Here is a 16506-nt window from a genome sequence, read left to right as displayed (position 1 = left end):
AGGTTAATATGAAAGCAACTATTTTTTATTTATTGCTATTTTTCTGTTTTTCTACTACATTTCTTTTTGCCAAAACAGCACAAAGCCAAACGTATAGATTACTGTATCGATTCGTTGATAAAGAAACAGGAAAACCTATTGATGGTGTCAATGTGCGTATTCTGAATACAAGTAATAATTCTGAACAAGTAACCATCACAACAAAAGATGGCGAAACACTTGTTTATTTAGAACCTGAAACTACTTTTTTGATTCGTGCCTATAATCGGCATTATTTTTCTACGGACACAATTCGCCTTCAAACTCAAAAACTACCTTCTGAAATAGCCAAAGAAGACGAACGAAGAAATATCAAAAAAGACATTTTATTAGAAAAAATAAGAATCGGTGTTGTCAAAAAATTAATTGGTGTTCACTTTTCGCCCAATAGTGATAAGGTTTTATCAGAATGTGAAATTATTTTGCGACGATTAGCCTATATGATGCGCCTAAATCCAAGTATAAAAATAGAAGTAGCTGCTCATACCGATTCAAGAGGAGAAGATGAATACAACCTTGAACTGACACAAAGACAAGCTAAGTCAATAAAGGAGTTTTTGATAGAACAAGGAATTGCAGAAGATAGGATAAAAGCTAGAGGTTTTGGAGAAAGTCAGTTAATCAATCAATGTAAAAACGATGTAAAATGTACTTCTTCTGAACATCTACAAAATAGAAGAATAGAATATGTTATTGTTGGAATAGATTAGCGAACTTTTCAGTTCTTCGTACCATTTATTTACTTCTTCTTTCAAAGCTCCTTCTACTACTTCTATCTTGATGCTACTTTTTTCTATAATTTCTTTGCAGGAAATGTCTATTTGTGGTTGTCCTTTTTCTATCAAATCTTTGATACTCAATCCAAAAACTATTCTTGAAACCTTCGCCCAAACTGCCGTAGTTGTACACATCGGACAAGGTTCACACGTCGTAATGAGTGTATAGTTTTCTAAATTGGTAATTTTATTTTCTTTACAAAAATTTCTAATCAAATTGAGTTCTGCATGTGTACTCACATCTGAATCTTGTTTGACTGTATTAAAGGCACGAGCTACCGTTTCAAAACTTCCATTTGCTACCAAAACAGCACCATAAAGCGTATTACCTTTTTTAGCTTCTTCTAACGCTTCTGACATAAATTCTTCCATTACTCTTTTTTTAAATGACAAAAAAAATACTCTTCATTACAAATAAAGAGTATTTTATGCTGTATAGTTTTGATTTTTACATCACTTTCAATTTCTGCCCCACATTCAATTTATCAGAACGTAAATTATTGAGTTGTTTTAATCTTGAAACCGTAATTCCTGCATTATTTGCAATTCCCCAAAGCGTATCACCTTGTTTTACGACGTGATAAGAACCTGATGACTTGTTAGAAACAATAGATTTTGTAGAAGAAGTTGTGCTTTTAGTTGAAGCAACTGTATTTGTAGTAGAACTACTACTTTTCTTTACTCCATACATAACTATTTTTTGTCCAATATTAATTCTTGAACCCGAAATTCCATTCCAACGTCTTAATGAAGTAATTGAAGTATTATATTTTACTGCAATTCCTCCAAGAGTTTCCCCTTTTCTTACTGTATGATACGACTTTGAACCAGACGATTTTGAAGAATATGTTTTTCTAGTTGTTGATTTAGAAGCTGTATAACTCTGTGCTGTTGTGTTAGAAGTTTTTGTATTCTTATAGTTTGATGCTGTCTTAGTAGCTGTTGATGTAGTTGCACTTCTATAATTTGGATTCTGACAAGCAATTAAAATTTCTTCTTGGCTTTTCCAAAAGAACTCTGCTCTATTTTTAGGAATTCTGATAGGATGTTCTTTAGCATAATTAGGAATAATACCACGTTTTGCCTCTGGATTCATTGCCTTCAAATCCGTTGCACACATACGAAGCTCATCAGCTAATTTATCCAAATTTACATACTGGCTCACAAACACAGTATCATATTCAATCGCATAAACAGGCTCTTCGACTACCATTCCGTGGTCTTCTGCATAATTGAAAAGATAAGCGTAGGTAGTATAAAGAGGAACATAAGCACGAGTTTCACGAGGTAAATAATTGTAAATTCCCCAAAAAGTCTTTTTACCTGAACGGCGCATTGCTTTCTGTACATTTCCAGGACCACAGTTATAGGCAGCAATAGCAAGCTCCCAATCTCCATCAAAAAACTTATTCAAATATTTCAAATATTTACAAGCTGCAATCGTAGAGGAAGTTGGATCCATTCTTTCATCGATATAAAAATTTTGATTCAGACCAAAAACTTTTCCAGTACGTGGCATAAACTGCCAAAGCCCAACAGCACCAGCATGCGAACGAACTTGCGTTTTGAAGGCTGATTCCACTACAACCAAATATTTTAGTTCTTCTGGCATTCCTTGTTCTTTCAGTATTTTCTCAAAAAGAGGAAAATATTCATCTGATTTTGCAATTAATGTATTTGTGTATGTATAATATTTTACGCCATATTTTTCTATAAAATTTCGTACTTCAGGTGTATAATTAAAAGGAACTTCTTTTTCAATAGCTTTCATACGAGCAGCTACTTCTTCATCAGAAAGTGCATTTCTAAAATTATTAGCCAAATCTATACCTTCCAAAAGTTCAATCGTAGAGTCTTGATGGTCAAAAAATAATTCTGCATCTACCATCAATGCTTCATCACTCACAATCTCTTCTATTTCATTAAGATACTCCACTGGCTGACCAGAAATATAAGATACAAAATCAGCTATTAAATGATATGAAAAACGTTTTTGTTCTTGCAAATCACTAGAATCAGAAGGTGTAAGAGGACTTCCCACAATCAGACGCTCCACAGAAGGGGGCGCACCAGTAGGAGAAAACATAGATTCTTTGAGCTGATGAGAATTCCATTTTACAGTATCAGATTCTGAATAATAATAAAAAGTCTGATTTGTAAAAGGCTTATTATTAGTTAGGAAAGTAGTTTCTGAAAAAATCGTATTTTTTAAAGCATTTGTTTCTTGTTTTTTAGTATTGACTTGTTGATTATCGTCATTTACTACTGTTGAAGGGATTGTATTTTTTATAGTAAATTTATAGGGTTCGTACTTTAATCCGTTTTGTGCTACTGCAAACTGAGCAGTACAAAAAACGAATGCAGAAGCAAAAAAAAGTTTGAGGGCAGAAGTAGTTTTTATAAACCTATTATCTTCTTTTTCTTGACTTTTTTCTTTAGTTGAAGAGTTGCTCATTAGCATAAATGAAAAAAATTTGCGTAAAATTATACGTTTTTGAATATTGACTGTAAAGATACCTTAAAGAATAATCAAATACAATTAACTGATTATCAATCAATTAATCAAATTATTTTATCACTCTTTTTATTAAAAAGGTATTTATTTTGTATAAATCTATTTTCTTGTGATTTTATTTCAAAGAATTGACTCAAAATAAAATTATATTTTCTGACAGACAAATATCTTATTTTTTTGATAGGAAATCGAATCGAAAACTTATTTTTTTGACTTAATATAAAAATCAAAGGTTAATTTAGTATTTATAACACATAAATTAATCCTAAGTTGGTCTAAATTTAGTTTATGAGGTGTGTTGTCCTGTTGTTTTCGATAAAATTACCAAACTCATCGGTTTAATTCAAGTCATTTTAGATTATTTTATGATTGATTCATCGAAAAACCTTAAATTATAAGTAAATTTAGACACAGAAAAACTAACTTTTTTTTAACTAAAACCCAACTTATCTATGAAATACTCTCTAAATTTAACTTTACTATGTTTTTTCGCCTTACTTTTTACAGCCTGCAACTCAAAAAAACAAGAAACAACTTCTAATGTAGATTCTACTACCAAAACTTCGGTATTAGAAAAAGAGATTGTTCAAGAAGAAGAAATAATAGAAAAACCTGCTTTTAGCATTGATGTTTTTTCAGATTTCCCACCAGAAATAGATGGTTGTTCTTGTTATTTTTCAAAAAATGAAGCTGACTTTAAAGAAGGAAGTAAATACAGTTATATGGATAACTATGAAAAAACAGCTTTTGTAAAAATTGATGGCATTTTAGTGAAATTTATGCAGACAAACTCAGAAATGATTACAGAAACTCATTATAAAAGCACTTACAAAAGTGAAAATGCAGCACAAAACTACACCCTTGAAACGGATACAGAAAGAGAAAGTCAAAATGGAGATGAAACTTTTCTTTATACAGGAACTCTAAAAGTAACTAACCAAGAAGGAAAAAGTGTAAGTGAGAGCTTTATCGGCGAGTGTGGGTGTTAAGTGATTTGTTTTAATTCTATCATTTCTACAATTGAATATTTTATCTACAAAAAATGAAATTTCCAAAATCAACAACCTATCCACCCCAAAAAAAAGCAAATGCAATCGCTAAGATTTTGAAAGAATTATATCCAAATCCTGCTGTTCCATTAGACCATCAAGATGCTTATACACTTTTGATTTCTGTTTTGCTTTCAGCACAATGTACCGACAAACGAGTAAATCAAGTTACACCAATTTTGTTTGAAGAAGCAGATACGCCAAATAAAATGGTTCAGATGACACCCGAACAAATAAAAAGTATTATTCGTCCTTGTGGGCTTTCAAACAATAAATCAAAGGCAATTCATAGATTATCAGAAATTTTATTAGAAAAATATAGTGGAGAAGTTCCTGATAAAATGGAGCTTTTGGAAGAATTACCAGGGGTGGGACACAAAACGGCTTCGGTTGTGGTTTCGCAATATTTTGGGCAACCTGCTTTTCCTGTCGATACGCATATTCATCGCTTGGCATATCGTTGGGGACTTTCAAGTGGAAAAAATGTAGTTCATACAGAAAGAGATTTGAAAGCACTTTTTCCTAAGAAAGATTGGAACGACCTACATATTCAAATTATTTATTTTGGTAGAGAATACTGTCCTGCAAGAAGTCATAATCCGTTGGAATGTCCGATTTGTAGTAAGTATGGAAATACAGAATATTTGGAGGAACAGGAAATGAAGAAGAAGTAAATACAAAAATAATTAAAAATTGTATTTTTCATTCTCCTCAATCTCTTTGATTTCTCTGTGGTTAGAATGTATTTGTATTTCCTCTGCGCTCTCTGTGAACTCTGTGTTTAAAACGTATTCGTATTTAATCCTGCCTTTTATCATATAAATCACTAGCTAATCAGTTCAAGTATTTCTAAAAAATTTTATCTTGCATTCAATCCAAAATTCACTTTAAAAACAAAAAAATGAATCAAAAAGCAGACTGGAAAGTCATTGAGGAATTAAATAATATCAAATTTGAAGATATTACCTACAAAAAATCAAACGGAGTGGCTCGTATTGCCTTCAACCGTCCAGAAGTTAGAAATGCCTTTCGTCCAAAAACAGTAACCGAATTGTACGTAGCCTTTTTAGATGCACGAGAAGATACTTCTATTGGAGTAGTTTTGCTTTCATCAGAAGGACCTTCTCCAAAAGACGGAGTTTATTCGTTTTGTAGTGGTGGCGACCAGCGTACACGAGGGCATCAAGGATACATAGGCGAAGACGGAATGCCAAGACTGAATATTTTAGAAGTTCAGCGTCTTATGCGTTTTATGCCAAAGGCTGTTATTGCTGTTGTGAATGGCTGGGCTGTTGGTGGTGGACATAGTTTGCATGTCGTTTGTGATTTGACTCTAGCGAGCAAAGAACACGCTATTTTCAAACAAACGGATGCCGATGTTACCAGTTTTGATGGTGGTTATGGTTCTGCGTATTTGGCTAAAATGGTCGGGCAAAAAAGAGCAAGAGAAATTTTCTTTTTGGGTCGTAATTATTCAGCACAAGAAGCCTACGAGATGGGAATGGTAAATGCTGTTATTCCTCACGAAGAATTAGAAGATACGGCTTACGAGTGGGCGCAAGAAATTTTGGAAAAATCGCCTACGTCTATCAAAATGCTCAAATTTGCATTCAATCTAACCGACGACGGAATGGTCGGACAACAAGTTTTTGCAGGAGAAGCTACACGCCTAGCCTACATGACCGACGAAGCAAAAGAAGGAAGAAATGCCTTTTTAGAGAAAAGAAAACCAGATTTCAAAGACATCAAATGGATTCCATAATCAGTTATCAGTAAATAGTTACCAGTAACCAGTTGAATTTCATTTTGAAATATTGAATACAGATTTTATAATTTTATGAAATCTGTATTTTCATTCTCCTAAAACTCTTCAACCTCTGTGGTTAAAAAGTAATTTGTATTCTCTGTGCTTTCTGTGAACTTTGTGTTTTAAAAATCATTTAATTTGAATCAAGACTACTACAAAAATTATTATCAGTTAGAACGAAATCATTGGTGGTTTGTGGTGCGTTTAGAAATCTTGAAACAAGAACTTCAAAAAATAATTGTATCAAAAACTAATTTAGATAATAATACAAAATTAAAAATCTTAAATATAGGAATAGCAACAGGAAAAACTTCTGAAATGCTTTCTGAATTTGGAGAAGTGATATCAGTAGAATATGACAGAGTTTGTGCTGAACTTGTAAGACAAAAACTGAATATAGAAGTCATTGAAGGTTCGATTTTAGAATTACCTTTTGAAGATAATTATTTTGATGTTATTTGTGCTTTTGATGTTGTCGAACACGTAAAAGATGATAAAAGAGCAATTTCAGAAATGAATAGAGTTTGTAAACAAAAAGGAAAAATTTGTATAACTGTTCCTGCTTTTCAAAGCCTTTGGAGTCATCACGATGAAATAAACCAGCATTTTAAAAGATATAAGATGAATGAAATTTTAAAATTATTTGATTTGCAAAGTAAAAAGATAGATAATACTTCTTCTTTCAAGATTCTTCGAAAAACTTATTTTAATTCTTTTTTATTTATTCCTATTTGGCTTTTCAGAAAACTAAACTTTCTGATTCCAAAGCAGTTTATTCGAAAAGGTTCAGGTTCAGATTTTGAAATTTATAAATCAAATAATTTTTTAGATTCCATCTTGAAAGGAGTTTTTAGACTAGAAAAAAAGCTATTTCAAAAAAATATTTCTTTTCCCTTTGGAGTTTCATTATTATTTTTTGTGCAAAAAGATAATTCAGAAGAAAGCAGTTAGTAATTTTATTTCAAAATGTATTATCCTGCCTATTATCATATCAATCATAAAAATCACTTGCTAATCAGTTACAGTAGTTATGGCAAAAATCGCAAAAGAATTAAAGGAGGCAATTTGTCAGATGCCACAAAAAGAAAAGGACAAAATTTTACTTCGTCTGATTGCAAAAGATGAAATGCTTATTGCAAGGTTAGAACACGAGCTTTTTGGAGATGAAGCCGAAACAAAAGCATTAGCTGAAGAGATAAAAGAAGAAATTGACAAAATGACAAGTTTCAATCACGGCACTCCAGGTTGGTTAATGATGGCAATGCGAAGTATAAATGGAGATATTACTCGCCATGTCAAAATCACAAAAGATAAAGTAGGAGAAATAGAATTGACTTTATATTTACTCTCTGAAACTTTTAAAAAACAAGAGGAATTTCTAGAAAAATATGCTTATCGTGCTGACAAATTTGGAGGGTACGTTTGTAAAAGAACTGATTTTGTCTTGAAAAAAATCATCAAATTACACCCCGATTTACAGTTTGATTATAAAAATGAAGTAGAATTTATACTTGGTTTTTTACATACTTCAAAAGCAACTCTTGAAGATTCAAGCCTAAAAAATATCCCAAAAGACTGGGAAGATTTTTTAGAAATTTATGGAAAATAGAACAAACTAAACCTATAAGGTTTCTGAAAACCTTATAGGTTTGATAAACAAATCAAACCTATGAAAGAAAATCTAAACGAAATTTTATCAAACTTAGAAAATACAGAAGCTAAGTTAATTGCTGTTACCAAAACGCATCCTTTAGAAAAACTACAAGCATTGTATGATTTAGGATTCAAAGTTTTTGGAGAAAACCGAGTACAAGAACTAACAGAAAAACAGGAAAAGCTCCCAAAGGATATAGAATGGCATCTGATAGGAACACTGCAAACAAATAAAACGAAATATATTGCTCCTTTTGTTTCGATGATTCATTCGGTAGAGAGTTTTAAATTACTTAAAGAAATAAACAAACGAGCCAAGCAAAACGAACGAGTAATTGAATGTCTTTTGCAAATGCACATTGCAGAAGAAGACACAAAATTTGGTTTGGATGAAAAAGAACTCTATGAAATTTTGGAAAACGAAGAACTCAAAAAACTTGAAAATATCAAACTGGTTGGATTAATGGGAATGGCGACTTTCACAGATAATGAAAATCAAGTTCGTTCAGAATTTAAGAAATTAAAAATACTTTTTGATAAAGTAAAGAGTAATTTCAATACAAAAAATATAGCTTTTAGAGAGCTTTCTATGGGAATGAGTGGCGATTATCCAATGGCGATTGAAGAAGGTGCAACACTTGTGCGTGTGGGAAGTGCTATTTTTGGAAAGCGATAAAATTTGAGAATGATTGAGATGAAACTTTAACACCAGCTTTTTATACTTATTCATACAGTCTAATAAATGAAAACCTATCTACTTCCCAATGATTTATTCGATGGTTCAGAAACTCAACTATCTATTTATGATTACTTGATAAATAATTCTCTTACAAGAAATAAAATTACGCTTAATCAGAATGTGTTTAGTTTTTTACAAGATGGAATAAAAGAAGTTGTGCATTTTGATAAACAAACAACAATCAAAAACAATCAATTTCTTCTCATTAAATCAGGTAAATGTTTGATGACTGAAAAATTATCACAAGCCAATCAATATAGAAGTTTGTTGTTTTTCTTTGATGATAATTGGCTTATTGATTTTATAGAAAAACACAAAATTAAACTTCAATCAAGCAGCGAAACAAATCCGTTTTTGGTATTTGATTATGATAATTATATCAAGAATTTTGTGTTTAGTGTACTACAAATCAATCAACAACCTCTAGCTTTACAAAAACAGGTTTTAACTATCAAACTAGAAGAAATCTTTCTTTATTTAATCCATAAAAATGGAACAGGTTTTCTCTACAAGTTTTTAAACAGCAATGTTTACAGTAGAGAACATTTTACATCAGTCATTGAAAATAATATTTATACAAATTTGAGTGTAGAAGAATTAGCTTTTTTGTGCAATAAAAGTGTTTCGGCTTTCAAAAGAGAGTTTAAAAAAATATACAATGATAGTCCAATAAAATGGTTTAGACAGCGAAGACTTGAACACGCTTCATTTCTGTTAGAAAACAAAAAACAGCGTGCTAGTGATATTTATATGCAAATTGGTTACGAAAATTTATCTTCTTTCATACAAGCCTATAAAAAAGAGTTTGGCAAAACACCTAAACAACATTTTACATAAAATGGACGTTTAGCGATACTTTTAGAGCGTCTATCTCTACCTCATCAGCAAGGCAATACTGTAACTTTGTATTTTAATCTTAGTAAATCTAAACCTCAAATAAAATGCAAAAAGTAACATTATTCTTATTTTTCTTTCTTATCTCTACACTTTCTTTTGCTCAAGAAACTTTTACTCTTAGCAGTACAGACATAGGAGGACAAGCCACAAAGACAGAAGAGTTCAATGGATTTGGCTGTACAGGAGAAAACCAATCACCTCAATTATCTTGGTCAAATGCACCAGAAGGCACAAAAAGTTTTGCCATTACAGTATATGACCCAGATGCACCAACGGGAAGTGGGTGGTGGCATTGGGTAGTTTTTGATATTCCTGCTAATATAAATGAGCTAGTAACAGGTGCAGGAAATTTGAAAGCTAATCTTACTCCAAAAGGAGCTATTCAAAGCGTGACAAATTATGGTGTAGCTGGATATGGTGGTCCTTGTCCTCCAGAAAATCACGGTTTGCACCAATACATAGTTACTGTTTATGCACTCAAGACAGATAAATTAGGCTTGGATGCTACTACAAATCCTGCAACTGTGGGATATTATTTGTGGAATAATACTATTGCAAAAGCGAGTTTGGTGTTTTATTACCAAAGATAATTTTTGATAATATTGTATGATTTAGCAAAACCTCATTTCTCTTTATTTATTGAAGAGGGATGAGGTTTTCAAAAACATATTTATCTTTGTTGTTGGTCGTCATAATAGCATTCCAAAACTAAATACAAGCAACAACATCTAAAAAATGAGTTATTCACACACACTTACTGAGTATCATCAAGACTTTCTAAATCAAAACCGAACTGACCCTATCACAGGAGAAAAAATAGAAGAAGGTCATACAGTTGTGATTTGTGCTGCTTGTAAATCTGCTTTTTTTATAGAGAGTTGGGAATATTTGGGATATTCTCATTGCGACCAAACCGAAACTCTCAAGTTTTTGCCTTTACCTCAAATGCTTTATCTTAAAGCGAATGATAAATATACTCAAGAAATACTAAGTTTTGGATTTGCTACTAGTCCTATGTTTATGGGTAATGAAGGTCAAGGTTGCTTTTTATCTGTTTTGTTAGTATTTGGTTCTATACTATTGAGTGCTTTTATAGGCAATATATTTGGAGGAGGTGTAGGATTTATAACGTTTATGTTTTGTTTGATGGCTTGTATAGTTTATGGAGTAATTAGCAATATTCCAAAAAGCCTAAAGAATAAATCCATCAAAGAAATGGAAAACATAGAATCCAAATTAGCTATGTACATAGACTACAAATCAAGAGGATTAGTTGTACAACACATCAATCAAAAAGTTTTAAAAGATTTTTTTGCTTTTGAAGACATAATAGAGTTCAAGTATCACATTATTTATCATCCTAATACAAATATAGATGCGCTTTATTGTCAGTTGCAGATAAGAATAATGACTAGACAACAATTCTCAGTAAATTATTTTGCAACTATTCATAGAGATACCATTCCAGAATGGAGTGATTTTATTTCAAAACTACCTACTGATTTGAGAATTATTAATACGCCTTTTGTTTATGAAGTGAGATGATTAACTTTTCATTTATTACAACTGAGTCAATATCCCTCTCGTTTTAATTTTAAACCAGCTAAAAATTTAAATGAAAGTAAACACTAAAAAAACATTAAATATAGTATTGTCTTTTATACTAATCTCTGGAATGACAATTTCAGTCTTTGTAATTGCCACATTTTTGTCTCCTAAAATAGAAATTAAAGGCAGAAAGATAAGAACAGTTGCAATTTTAGATAGTACACGGTGGGTTAATAATACATTAGGAGAATATATTTATTATGTAGGCAATCATAGAATAAAAAAGGATGGTAACTTTATCAATACTCAAGTGATAGGAGATAAATATGAAGCATATTATGATAGTGAAGACAGTACTATTATTGAAATAATCTATTCTCAACCTATATTTTTAGATAAAGAAAGTACATTCTTAACCGAAGCAGAAATAATATCTACTCCCTCTTGGTATGCTCCTAATCGTTTAAAATTCGCATATACTGTAAATGGAAAAGAATACATACGTTTTCAATATATATCAGAAGATTTTGAAAGTAAATATCCTAACATCAAAGAAGGACAGAAATACTTAATAAAATATTGGATGAAGAATCCACAACGTTCTATTATGAATTTTGATGAACCTATAAAATAATCTGTTTATTGCTCAACAGTTTCAACTTAAAACCAAATGAAGACAATCATTCAACAAATCAAACAAGGTGTTTCTGTAATACTAATATTTTCTATTTTTTGCGTGTTATTGATTATTTTTCTGTCTTTTTTTAGAGAGAAGAAAACAACTGATGGAAAGATAAAAGCAATTGCTACTCTTGTAGGAAGTAGAAAGTCTCACAATGAAGAGGGAGAGTATAAATATTTTGCAAACGGAAAAGTAATGTCTGATTATGGTTTATGTTTTTATTCTCAAGTATATGGAGATAAATTTTTGTTATATTATGATGAAGAGAATCCATCTGAACCAGATATACATTATGACAAACCTGTATTTACTAAGGATGAGGTTTTAAAATTTTCAGTAGGTACAATATCTATTACTTTTTTATACAAATATATAAGGTTTATACATTTCACTTATTCAATAAATGGTATCGAATATGATCGTATTCAGTATTTATCAGATGATTTTGAAGAAAAATATCCTAACCTAGAAACAGGACAAGAATATCAGATAAGATATTTAGTAGAAAACCCTCAACGTTCTATTATCTACTTTGATATGCCTGTAGAAGAATATGGATTTAGGATAGTTGAATAAGTAAAAATAAAAACCTCATTTTTCTCTCCAAAAAAGAAAAATGAGGTTTTCAAAAATTTATATAAAGAAAAATCTACCCTTCAAAAATAGAGTTCACAAAAGCAATTTTTCCATCTTCCAAAACTACACCCACAGGCGAATCTTTCGTTACTTTTCCTGCCAAAATCTCTTTTGAAAGTTCATTTAAGATTTCTCGTTGAACGACTCTTTTGAGTGGTCTTGCTCCAAATTGTGGGTCGTAACCAATCTTTCCAATATAATCTAAGGCTTCTTTCGAAACTTCTAAAGTGATTCCGTTTTCGTCTAATCGCTTCTGAACTTGCTTTAATTGTAAATCTACAATCTGACGAATTTCTAATCTTGAAAGAGGTTTGAAGATTAAGACTTCATCAATACGATTCAAAAACTCTGGTCGCATGCTCGCTTTCAAAAGCTCTGTAACCTGTATTTTTGTGTCTTCATAAAGTTGCTCTACTTGCTCGTCTGTTTTCTCAGTAGCTAAAGCAAAGTTATTTTGAATAATCTGCGAACCTGTGTTTGAAGTCATGATGACAATCGTATTTTTGAAATTGGCAATTCTGCCTTTATTATCAGTCAGTCTTCCATCATCCAAAACTTGTAACAAAATATTGAAAACGTCTGGGTGTGCTTTCTCAATTTCATCAAGTAAAATAACACTATACGGTTTTCTACGAACGGCTTCGGTAAGCTGCCCACCTTCATCATAACCCACATATCCAGGAGGCGCACCAATCAAACGGCTTACACTATGGCGTTCTTGGTATTCCGACATATCAATTCTGACCATTGCATCATCATCATTAAACAAATATTCGGCTAATGCTTTGGCAAGTTCTGTTTTTCCTACGCCTGTCGTACCCAAAAATATAAATGAGCCAATCGGACGATTTGGGTCTTGAACACCTGCACGACTTCTACGCACAGCATCAGAAACGGCTTGAATAGCTTCGGTTTGTCCTGCTACTCGTCTTCCTAATTCAGCCTCTAAGTTTAATAGTTTTTCTTTATCGCCTTGCAGCATCTTAGTAACTGGAATTCCTGTCCATTTCGAAACTACTTCAGCAATATTTTCAGAAGTTACAACTTCTTTGAGCATTGATTCTTTAGATTCTTCTTGCTCATGTTTTTCTTGTAACTCTTTTAGTTTTTGTTCTGCTTCCGTAATTTTTCCGTAGCGAATTTCGGCTACTTTTCCGTAATCTCCTGCTCTTTCGGCTTGTTCGGCTTGTATTCTAAGGTTTTCTAACTCTTTTTTGGTTTCTCTTATTCCGTCGATTGCTCCTTTTTCAGCGTTCCAACGTCCCATTAATCCGTCTTGTATTGCTCTTAGGTCTGCAATTTCTCTTGAGAGAATCGTATTTTTTTCTTTGTCGCCTTCTCTTCGGATGGCTTCTCTTTCGATTTCTAATTGCATTACTTTTCGACGAATTTCGTCTAATTCTTGAGGCATAGAATTCATTTCTATTCTCAATTTTGCTGCTGCTTCGTCCATTAAATCAATCGCCTTATCTGGCAACTGACGGTCTGGAATATAACGATGAGAAAGTTGTGCTGCCGTAATGAGCGCATCGTCTTTTATCTGAACGCCATGATGTAATTCGTATTTTTCCTTAATTCCACGTAAAATAGAAATTGCATCTTGAATAGTCGGTTCATCTACTGTAACGGTCTGAAAACGACGTTCTAAGGCTTTATCTTTCTCAATATATTTTTGATATTCTTTGAGTGTTGTCGCTCCGATTGCACGAAGTTCGCCACGAGCGAGTGCTGGTTTTAATAAATTGGCTGCATCCATTGCCGAATCGCCTCCAGCTCCTGCACCAATAAGCGTATGGATTTCATCAATAAATAAAATGATTTCTCCATCAGAATCTGTAACTTCTTTGATGACAGATTTCAAACGCTCTTCGAACTCTCCTTTGTATTTTGCACCTGCAACGAGCATTCCCAAATCCAAAGAAGCAATCACAACAGACTTCAAATTTTCAGGAACATCGCCATCAACTACACGCTGTGCAAGTCCTTCAATAATTGCCGTTTTTCCTACGCCTGGTTCGCCAATAAGCATTGGATTATTTTTAGTTCTTCTTGAAAGAATCTGCAAAACTCTACGGATTTCGTCATCACGACCAATAACTGGGTCTATTTTTCCTTTTCGTGCAAGTTCTGTCAAATTATTAGAATAACGCTCTAAAGAACGGTATTTTGATTCTGCATTTGGGTCAGTTACTTTACGTCCTCCACGAAGTTCTTTGATTGCTCTTACCAAATTATCTTCATTAAAACCAACTTCACGCATGAGGTCAGCCGTTTTGTCCTTTCCTTTCAAAAGTCCTAAAAGAATATGCTCAACGGCTATAAATTCATCTTTGAATGTTTTGAGATAATTTTCAGCTTCACGAATGGCAGCATGAGAGTCATTAGAAAGATATGGATCTGCGCCACTTGATTTTGGATAAGAAACCATGTATTCGTCCAGAACTTGATTGAGAAGAGTTACATTGACTTCTAATTTATTAACCAAAAACTTTGTCATATTTTCATCGGCATCTAAAGCAGCTTTCAAAATATGACCTGTCTGAATGATTTGTTGTTGCGAACTGGTCGCTATCGTTGAGGCTTTCTGAATTACATCTTGAGCCTTTATAGTGAATTTATTAAAGTTCATAATTGATTTTTTGTAGTAAAAATGTTGTTGGTAAGGACATCAACAACGGCAATATTTTAAGTATTTGTTTTCTGATTGAATAGCTAACGTATAAGTACGTTTTAAAAAGTACGGTTATGCTATATGGTTATCAAAAGCTATACAATTATTTAGTATTTGATTAGTAACTGACTTTTTGGCTAGTTATGTTCAATTTGAAACTTGAAAAATTAAACTTTGTTATTTAATAGTGTCTTTTTGACACTATTAAATATTCTTCTGATAAATGTGATTTGTTTTTTCGGTCAGATTGTCGCTTTTTATTTCCATTCAGAAAAACTGTATATTAGAACTTATAGAATTAGAATTTCAAAACTAAATTCCTATTCATTCAGTTTAGATAAAAAACAGCTAAAAAAATAAAATTCAAAAAATATAGAATTATGGAAGGTTATCGCTTCGGAAAATATACACCACCCAAATCAAAAAAAAATAGTGGTTTTGATAAATTATTAGATATTTTTCTTCAACTTTTATCTATGGCAGGAGGAGATGTAGGAAAAGCAATGTCTTGGCTAACTGATTTAGACAGACAACACAATCTCACAGGAGAAGGCTACGGAATAGGAGATTTTTTTGAAGATTTGAAGGAAAAAGGCTATTTAGAAGAAAGTGCAGCAACTGGAGAAATAAAAGTAACTCCCAAAAGCGACCAAACAATCCGAAGAAGCGCACTAGAAGAAATCTTTGGAAAGCTCAAAAAATCAAAAGGAGGAAATCACAAAACGAAATTTCATGGAAACAGTGGCGATGTTTCGGCAGACGAACGTCCGTATCGTTTTGGAGATGATTTAGACCAAATTTCTTATACAGAATCTATCAAAAATGCTCAAATAAATGGTGGAATCGGAGAGTTTCGAATGACAGAAAATGATCTTACAATTAGAGAAAAAGAATATTTAGCTCAAACTTCAACGGTTTTGATGATTGATATTTCACATTCGATGATTTTGTATGGAGAAGACCGAATTACGCCAGCCAAAAAAGTAGCGATGGCACTTGCCGAACTTATTACTACAAAATATCCGAAAGACACGCTAGATATTATCGTCTTTGGAAACGATGCTTGGCAGATTGAAGTCAAAGATTTGCCTTATTTGGAAGTTGGTCCTTATCATACAAATACAGTTGCAGGTTTGGAGTTGGCGATGGGGCTTTTGCGTCGTAGAAAAAATCCAAACAAACAGATTTTTATGATTACAGACGGAAAGCCAACCTGTATCAAAAAAGGATTGAAATATTACAAAAATAGTTTTGGATTGGATTCAACTATCCTAAATAAGACTATGAATTTGGCATCGCAATGTAAAAAACTAAAAATTCCGATTACTACTTTTATGATTGCTTCTGACCCTTATTTGCAACGTTTTGTAAAAGAGTTTACGGCTACAAATGGTGGAAATGCTTATTATTCGGGCTTGCAAGGACTTGGACAATTAGTTTTTGAAGACTTTAAGAAAAATAGAAGAAAGCAGTTTTAAATAAATACCTCAACGA

At 32.3% G+C, this 16506-nt stretch carries 16 protein-coding genes; 13 read left to right on the top strand and 3 right to left on the bottom strand.

Annotation, left to right across the window (positions count from 1 at the left end):
* The first annotated feature begins 8 nt into the window (after positions 1-8).
* Positions 9-749, top strand: coding sequence for an OmpA family protein (locus ACE193_RS11500; RefSeq protein WP_375563123.1), 741 nt, complete (start codon positions 9-11; stop codon positions 747-749).
* On the opposite strand, the gene ACE193_RS11495 is transcribed toward ACE193_RS11500, so the two are convergent.
* Positions 705-1208 (bottom strand): nucleoside deaminase, encoded by a 504-nt coding sequence (locus tag ACE193_RS11495; protein WP_375563121.1) that lies wholly within the window; start codon positions 1206-1208, stop codon positions 705-707. The two genes, ACE193_RS11500 and ACE193_RS11495, sit on opposite strands and share 45 nt — an antisense overlap.
* A gap of 55 nt (positions 1209-1263) precedes the next feature.
* Complete coding sequence (locus tag ACE193_RS11490) at positions 1264-3270, bottom strand: LysM peptidoglycan-binding domain-containing protein (protein ID WP_375563120.1); 2007 nt, start codon at positions 3268-3270, stop codon at positions 1264-1266.
* 512 nt (positions 3271-3782) lie between these two features.
* On the opposite strand from ACE193_RS11490, the gene ACE193_RS11485 reads away from it, so the two are divergent.
* From ACE193_RS11485 to ACE193_RS11435, 11 genes are all read left to right on the top strand, one after another.
* Positions 3783-4319 carry a hypothetical protein gene (locus tag ACE193_RS11485; protein WP_375563119.1) on the top strand — a complete coding sequence of 179 codons (537 nt, stop codon included), beginning with the start codon at positions 3783-3785 and terminating at the stop codon, positions 4317-4319.
* A 53-nt stretch (positions 4320-4372) separates the two neighbouring features.
* On the top strand, positions 4373-5053 hold the full coding sequence (gene nth, locus ACE193_RS11480) for an endonuclease III (RefSeq protein WP_375563118.1): 681 nt from the start codon (positions 4373-4375) through the stop codon (positions 5051-5053).
* Between the two features lie 227 nt (positions 5054-5280).
* The gene (locus tag ACE193_RS11475; RefSeq protein ID WP_375563117.1) at positions 5281-6141 is read left to right on the top strand and encodes a 1,4-dihydroxy-2-naphthoyl-CoA synthase; all 861 of its coding nucleotides are present in this window, start codon (positions 5281-5283) and stop codon (positions 6139-6141) included.
* A gap of 183 nt (positions 6142-6324) precedes the next feature.
* The gene (locus ACE193_RS11470; RefSeq protein WP_375563116.1) at positions 6325-7137 is read left to right on the top strand and encodes a class I SAM-dependent methyltransferase; all 813 of its coding nucleotides are present in this window, start codon (positions 6325-6327) and stop codon (positions 7135-7137) included.
* A 79-nt stretch (positions 7138-7216) separates the two neighbouring features.
* Positions 7217-7795 (top strand): hypothetical protein, encoded by a 579-nt coding sequence (locus tag ACE193_RS11465; RefSeq protein WP_375563115.1) that lies wholly within the window; start codon positions 7217-7219, stop codon positions 7793-7795.
* Between the two features lie 60 nt (positions 7796-7855).
* Positions 7856-8515: a YggS family pyridoxal phosphate-dependent enzyme gene (locus ACE193_RS11460; protein WP_375563114.1), complete on the top strand. Its 660-nt coding sequence runs from the start codon at positions 7856-7858 to the stop codon at positions 8513-8515.
* Between the two features lie 66 nt (positions 8516-8581).
* The gene (locus ACE193_RS11455; RefSeq protein WP_375563113.1) at positions 8582-9415 is read left to right on the top strand and encodes a helix-turn-helix domain-containing protein; all 834 of its coding nucleotides are present in this window, start codon (positions 8582-8584) and stop codon (positions 9413-9415) included.
* A 104-nt stretch (positions 9416-9519) separates the two neighbouring features.
* Positions 9520-10065: a YbhB/YbcL family Raf kinase inhibitor-like protein gene (locus tag ACE193_RS11450; RefSeq protein ID WP_375563112.1), complete on the top strand. Its 546-nt coding sequence runs from the start codon at positions 9520-9522 to the stop codon at positions 10063-10065.
* A gap of 145 nt (positions 10066-10210) precedes the next feature.
* The gene (locus ACE193_RS11445) at positions 10211-11020 is read left to right on the top strand and encodes a hypothetical protein (RefSeq protein WP_375563111.1); all 810 of its coding nucleotides are present in this window, start codon (positions 10211-10213) and stop codon (positions 11018-11020) included.
* Positions 11021-11126: 106 nt separating this feature from the next.
* On the top strand, positions 11127-11657 hold the full coding sequence (locus tag ACE193_RS11440) for a hypothetical protein (RefSeq protein ID WP_375563110.1): 531 nt from the start codon (positions 11127-11129) through the stop codon (positions 11655-11657).
* Between the two features lie 36 nt (positions 11658-11693).
* Positions 11694-12281, top strand: coding sequence for a hypothetical protein (locus ACE193_RS11435; RefSeq protein ID WP_375563108.1), 588 nt, complete (start codon positions 11694-11696; stop codon positions 12279-12281).
* 73 nt (positions 12282-12354) lie between these two features.
* On the opposite strand, the gene clpB is transcribed toward ACE193_RS11435, so the two are convergent.
* Positions 12355-14970 carry an ATP-dependent chaperone ClpB gene (gene clpB, locus ACE193_RS11430; protein WP_375563107.1) on the bottom strand — a complete coding sequence of 872 codons (2616 nt, stop codon included), beginning with the start codon at positions 14968-14970 and terminating at the stop codon, positions 12355-12357.
* Between the two features lie 422 nt (positions 14971-15392).
* Here clpB and ACE193_RS11425 point away from each other — a divergent pair, with 422 nt between their 5' ends.
* Positions 15393-16490 carry a VWA domain-containing protein gene (locus ACE193_RS11425; RefSeq protein WP_375563105.1) on the top strand — a complete coding sequence of 366 codons (1098 nt, stop codon included), beginning with the start codon at positions 15393-15395 and terminating at the stop codon, positions 16488-16490.
* The last annotated feature ends 16 nt before the right edge of the window (positions 16491-16506 follow it).

It is taken from the genome of Bernardetia aquimarina, from assembly GCF_042180575.1.
Classification (GTDB): domain Bacteria; phylum Bacteroidota; class Bacteroidia; order Cytophagales; family Bernardetiaceae; genus Bernardetia.
Note: the sequence above shows the minus strand (reverse complement) of the source record. Positions and strands in the feature narration are given on the sequence as shown.

Bases quoted from the DNA above. Each gene is read 5' to 3' on its own strand.
- ACE193_RS11465 (WP_375563115.1), top strand. From the start codon at position 7,217: ATGGCAAAAATCGCAAAAGAATTAAAGGAGGCAATTTGTCAGATGCCA.
- ACE193_RS11445 (WP_375563111.1), top strand. From the start codon at position 10,211: ATGAGTTATTCACACACACTTACTGAGTATCATCAAGACTTTCTAAAT.
- ACE193_RS11460 (WP_375563114.1), top strand. From the start codon at position 7,856: ATGAAAGAAAATCTAAACGAAATTTTATCAAACTTAGAAAATACAGAA.
- ACE193_RS11500 (WP_375563123.1), top strand. From the start codon at position 9: ATGAAAGCAACTATTTTTTATTTATTGCTATTTTTCTGTTTTTCTACT.
- ACE193_RS11450 (WP_375563112.1), top strand. From the start codon at position 9,520: ATGCAAAAAGTAACATTATTCTTATTTTTCTTTCTTATCTCTACACTT.
- ACE193_RS11485 (WP_375563119.1), top strand. From the start codon at position 3,783: ATGAAATACTCTCTAAATTTAACTTTACTATGTTTTTTCGCCTTACTT.
- nth (WP_375563118.1), top strand. From the start codon at position 4,373: ATGAAATTTCCAAAATCAACAACCTATCCACCCCAAAAAAAAGCAAAT.
- ACE193_RS11435 (WP_375563108.1), top strand. From the start codon at position 11,694: ATGAAGACAATCATTCAACAAATCAAACAAGGTGTTTCTGTAATACTA.
- ACE193_RS11425 (WP_375563105.1), top strand. From the start codon at position 15,393: ATGGAAGGTTATCGCTTCGGAAAATATACACCACCCAAATCAAAAAAA.
- ACE193_RS11475 (WP_375563117.1), top strand. From the start codon at position 5,281: ATGAATCAAAAAGCAGACTGGAAAGTCATTGAGGAATTAAATAATATC.
- ACE193_RS11490 (WP_375563120.1), bottom strand. From the start codon at position 3,270: ATGAGCAACTCTTCAACTAAAGAAAAAAGTCAAGAAAAAGAAGATAAT.
- clpB (WP_375563107.1), bottom strand. From the start codon at position 14,970: ATGAACTTTAATAAATTCACTATAAAGGCTCAAGATGTAATTCAGAAA.
- ACE193_RS11455 (WP_375563113.1), top strand. From the start codon at position 8,582: ATGAAAACCTATCTACTTCCCAATGATTTATTCGATGGTTCAGAAACT.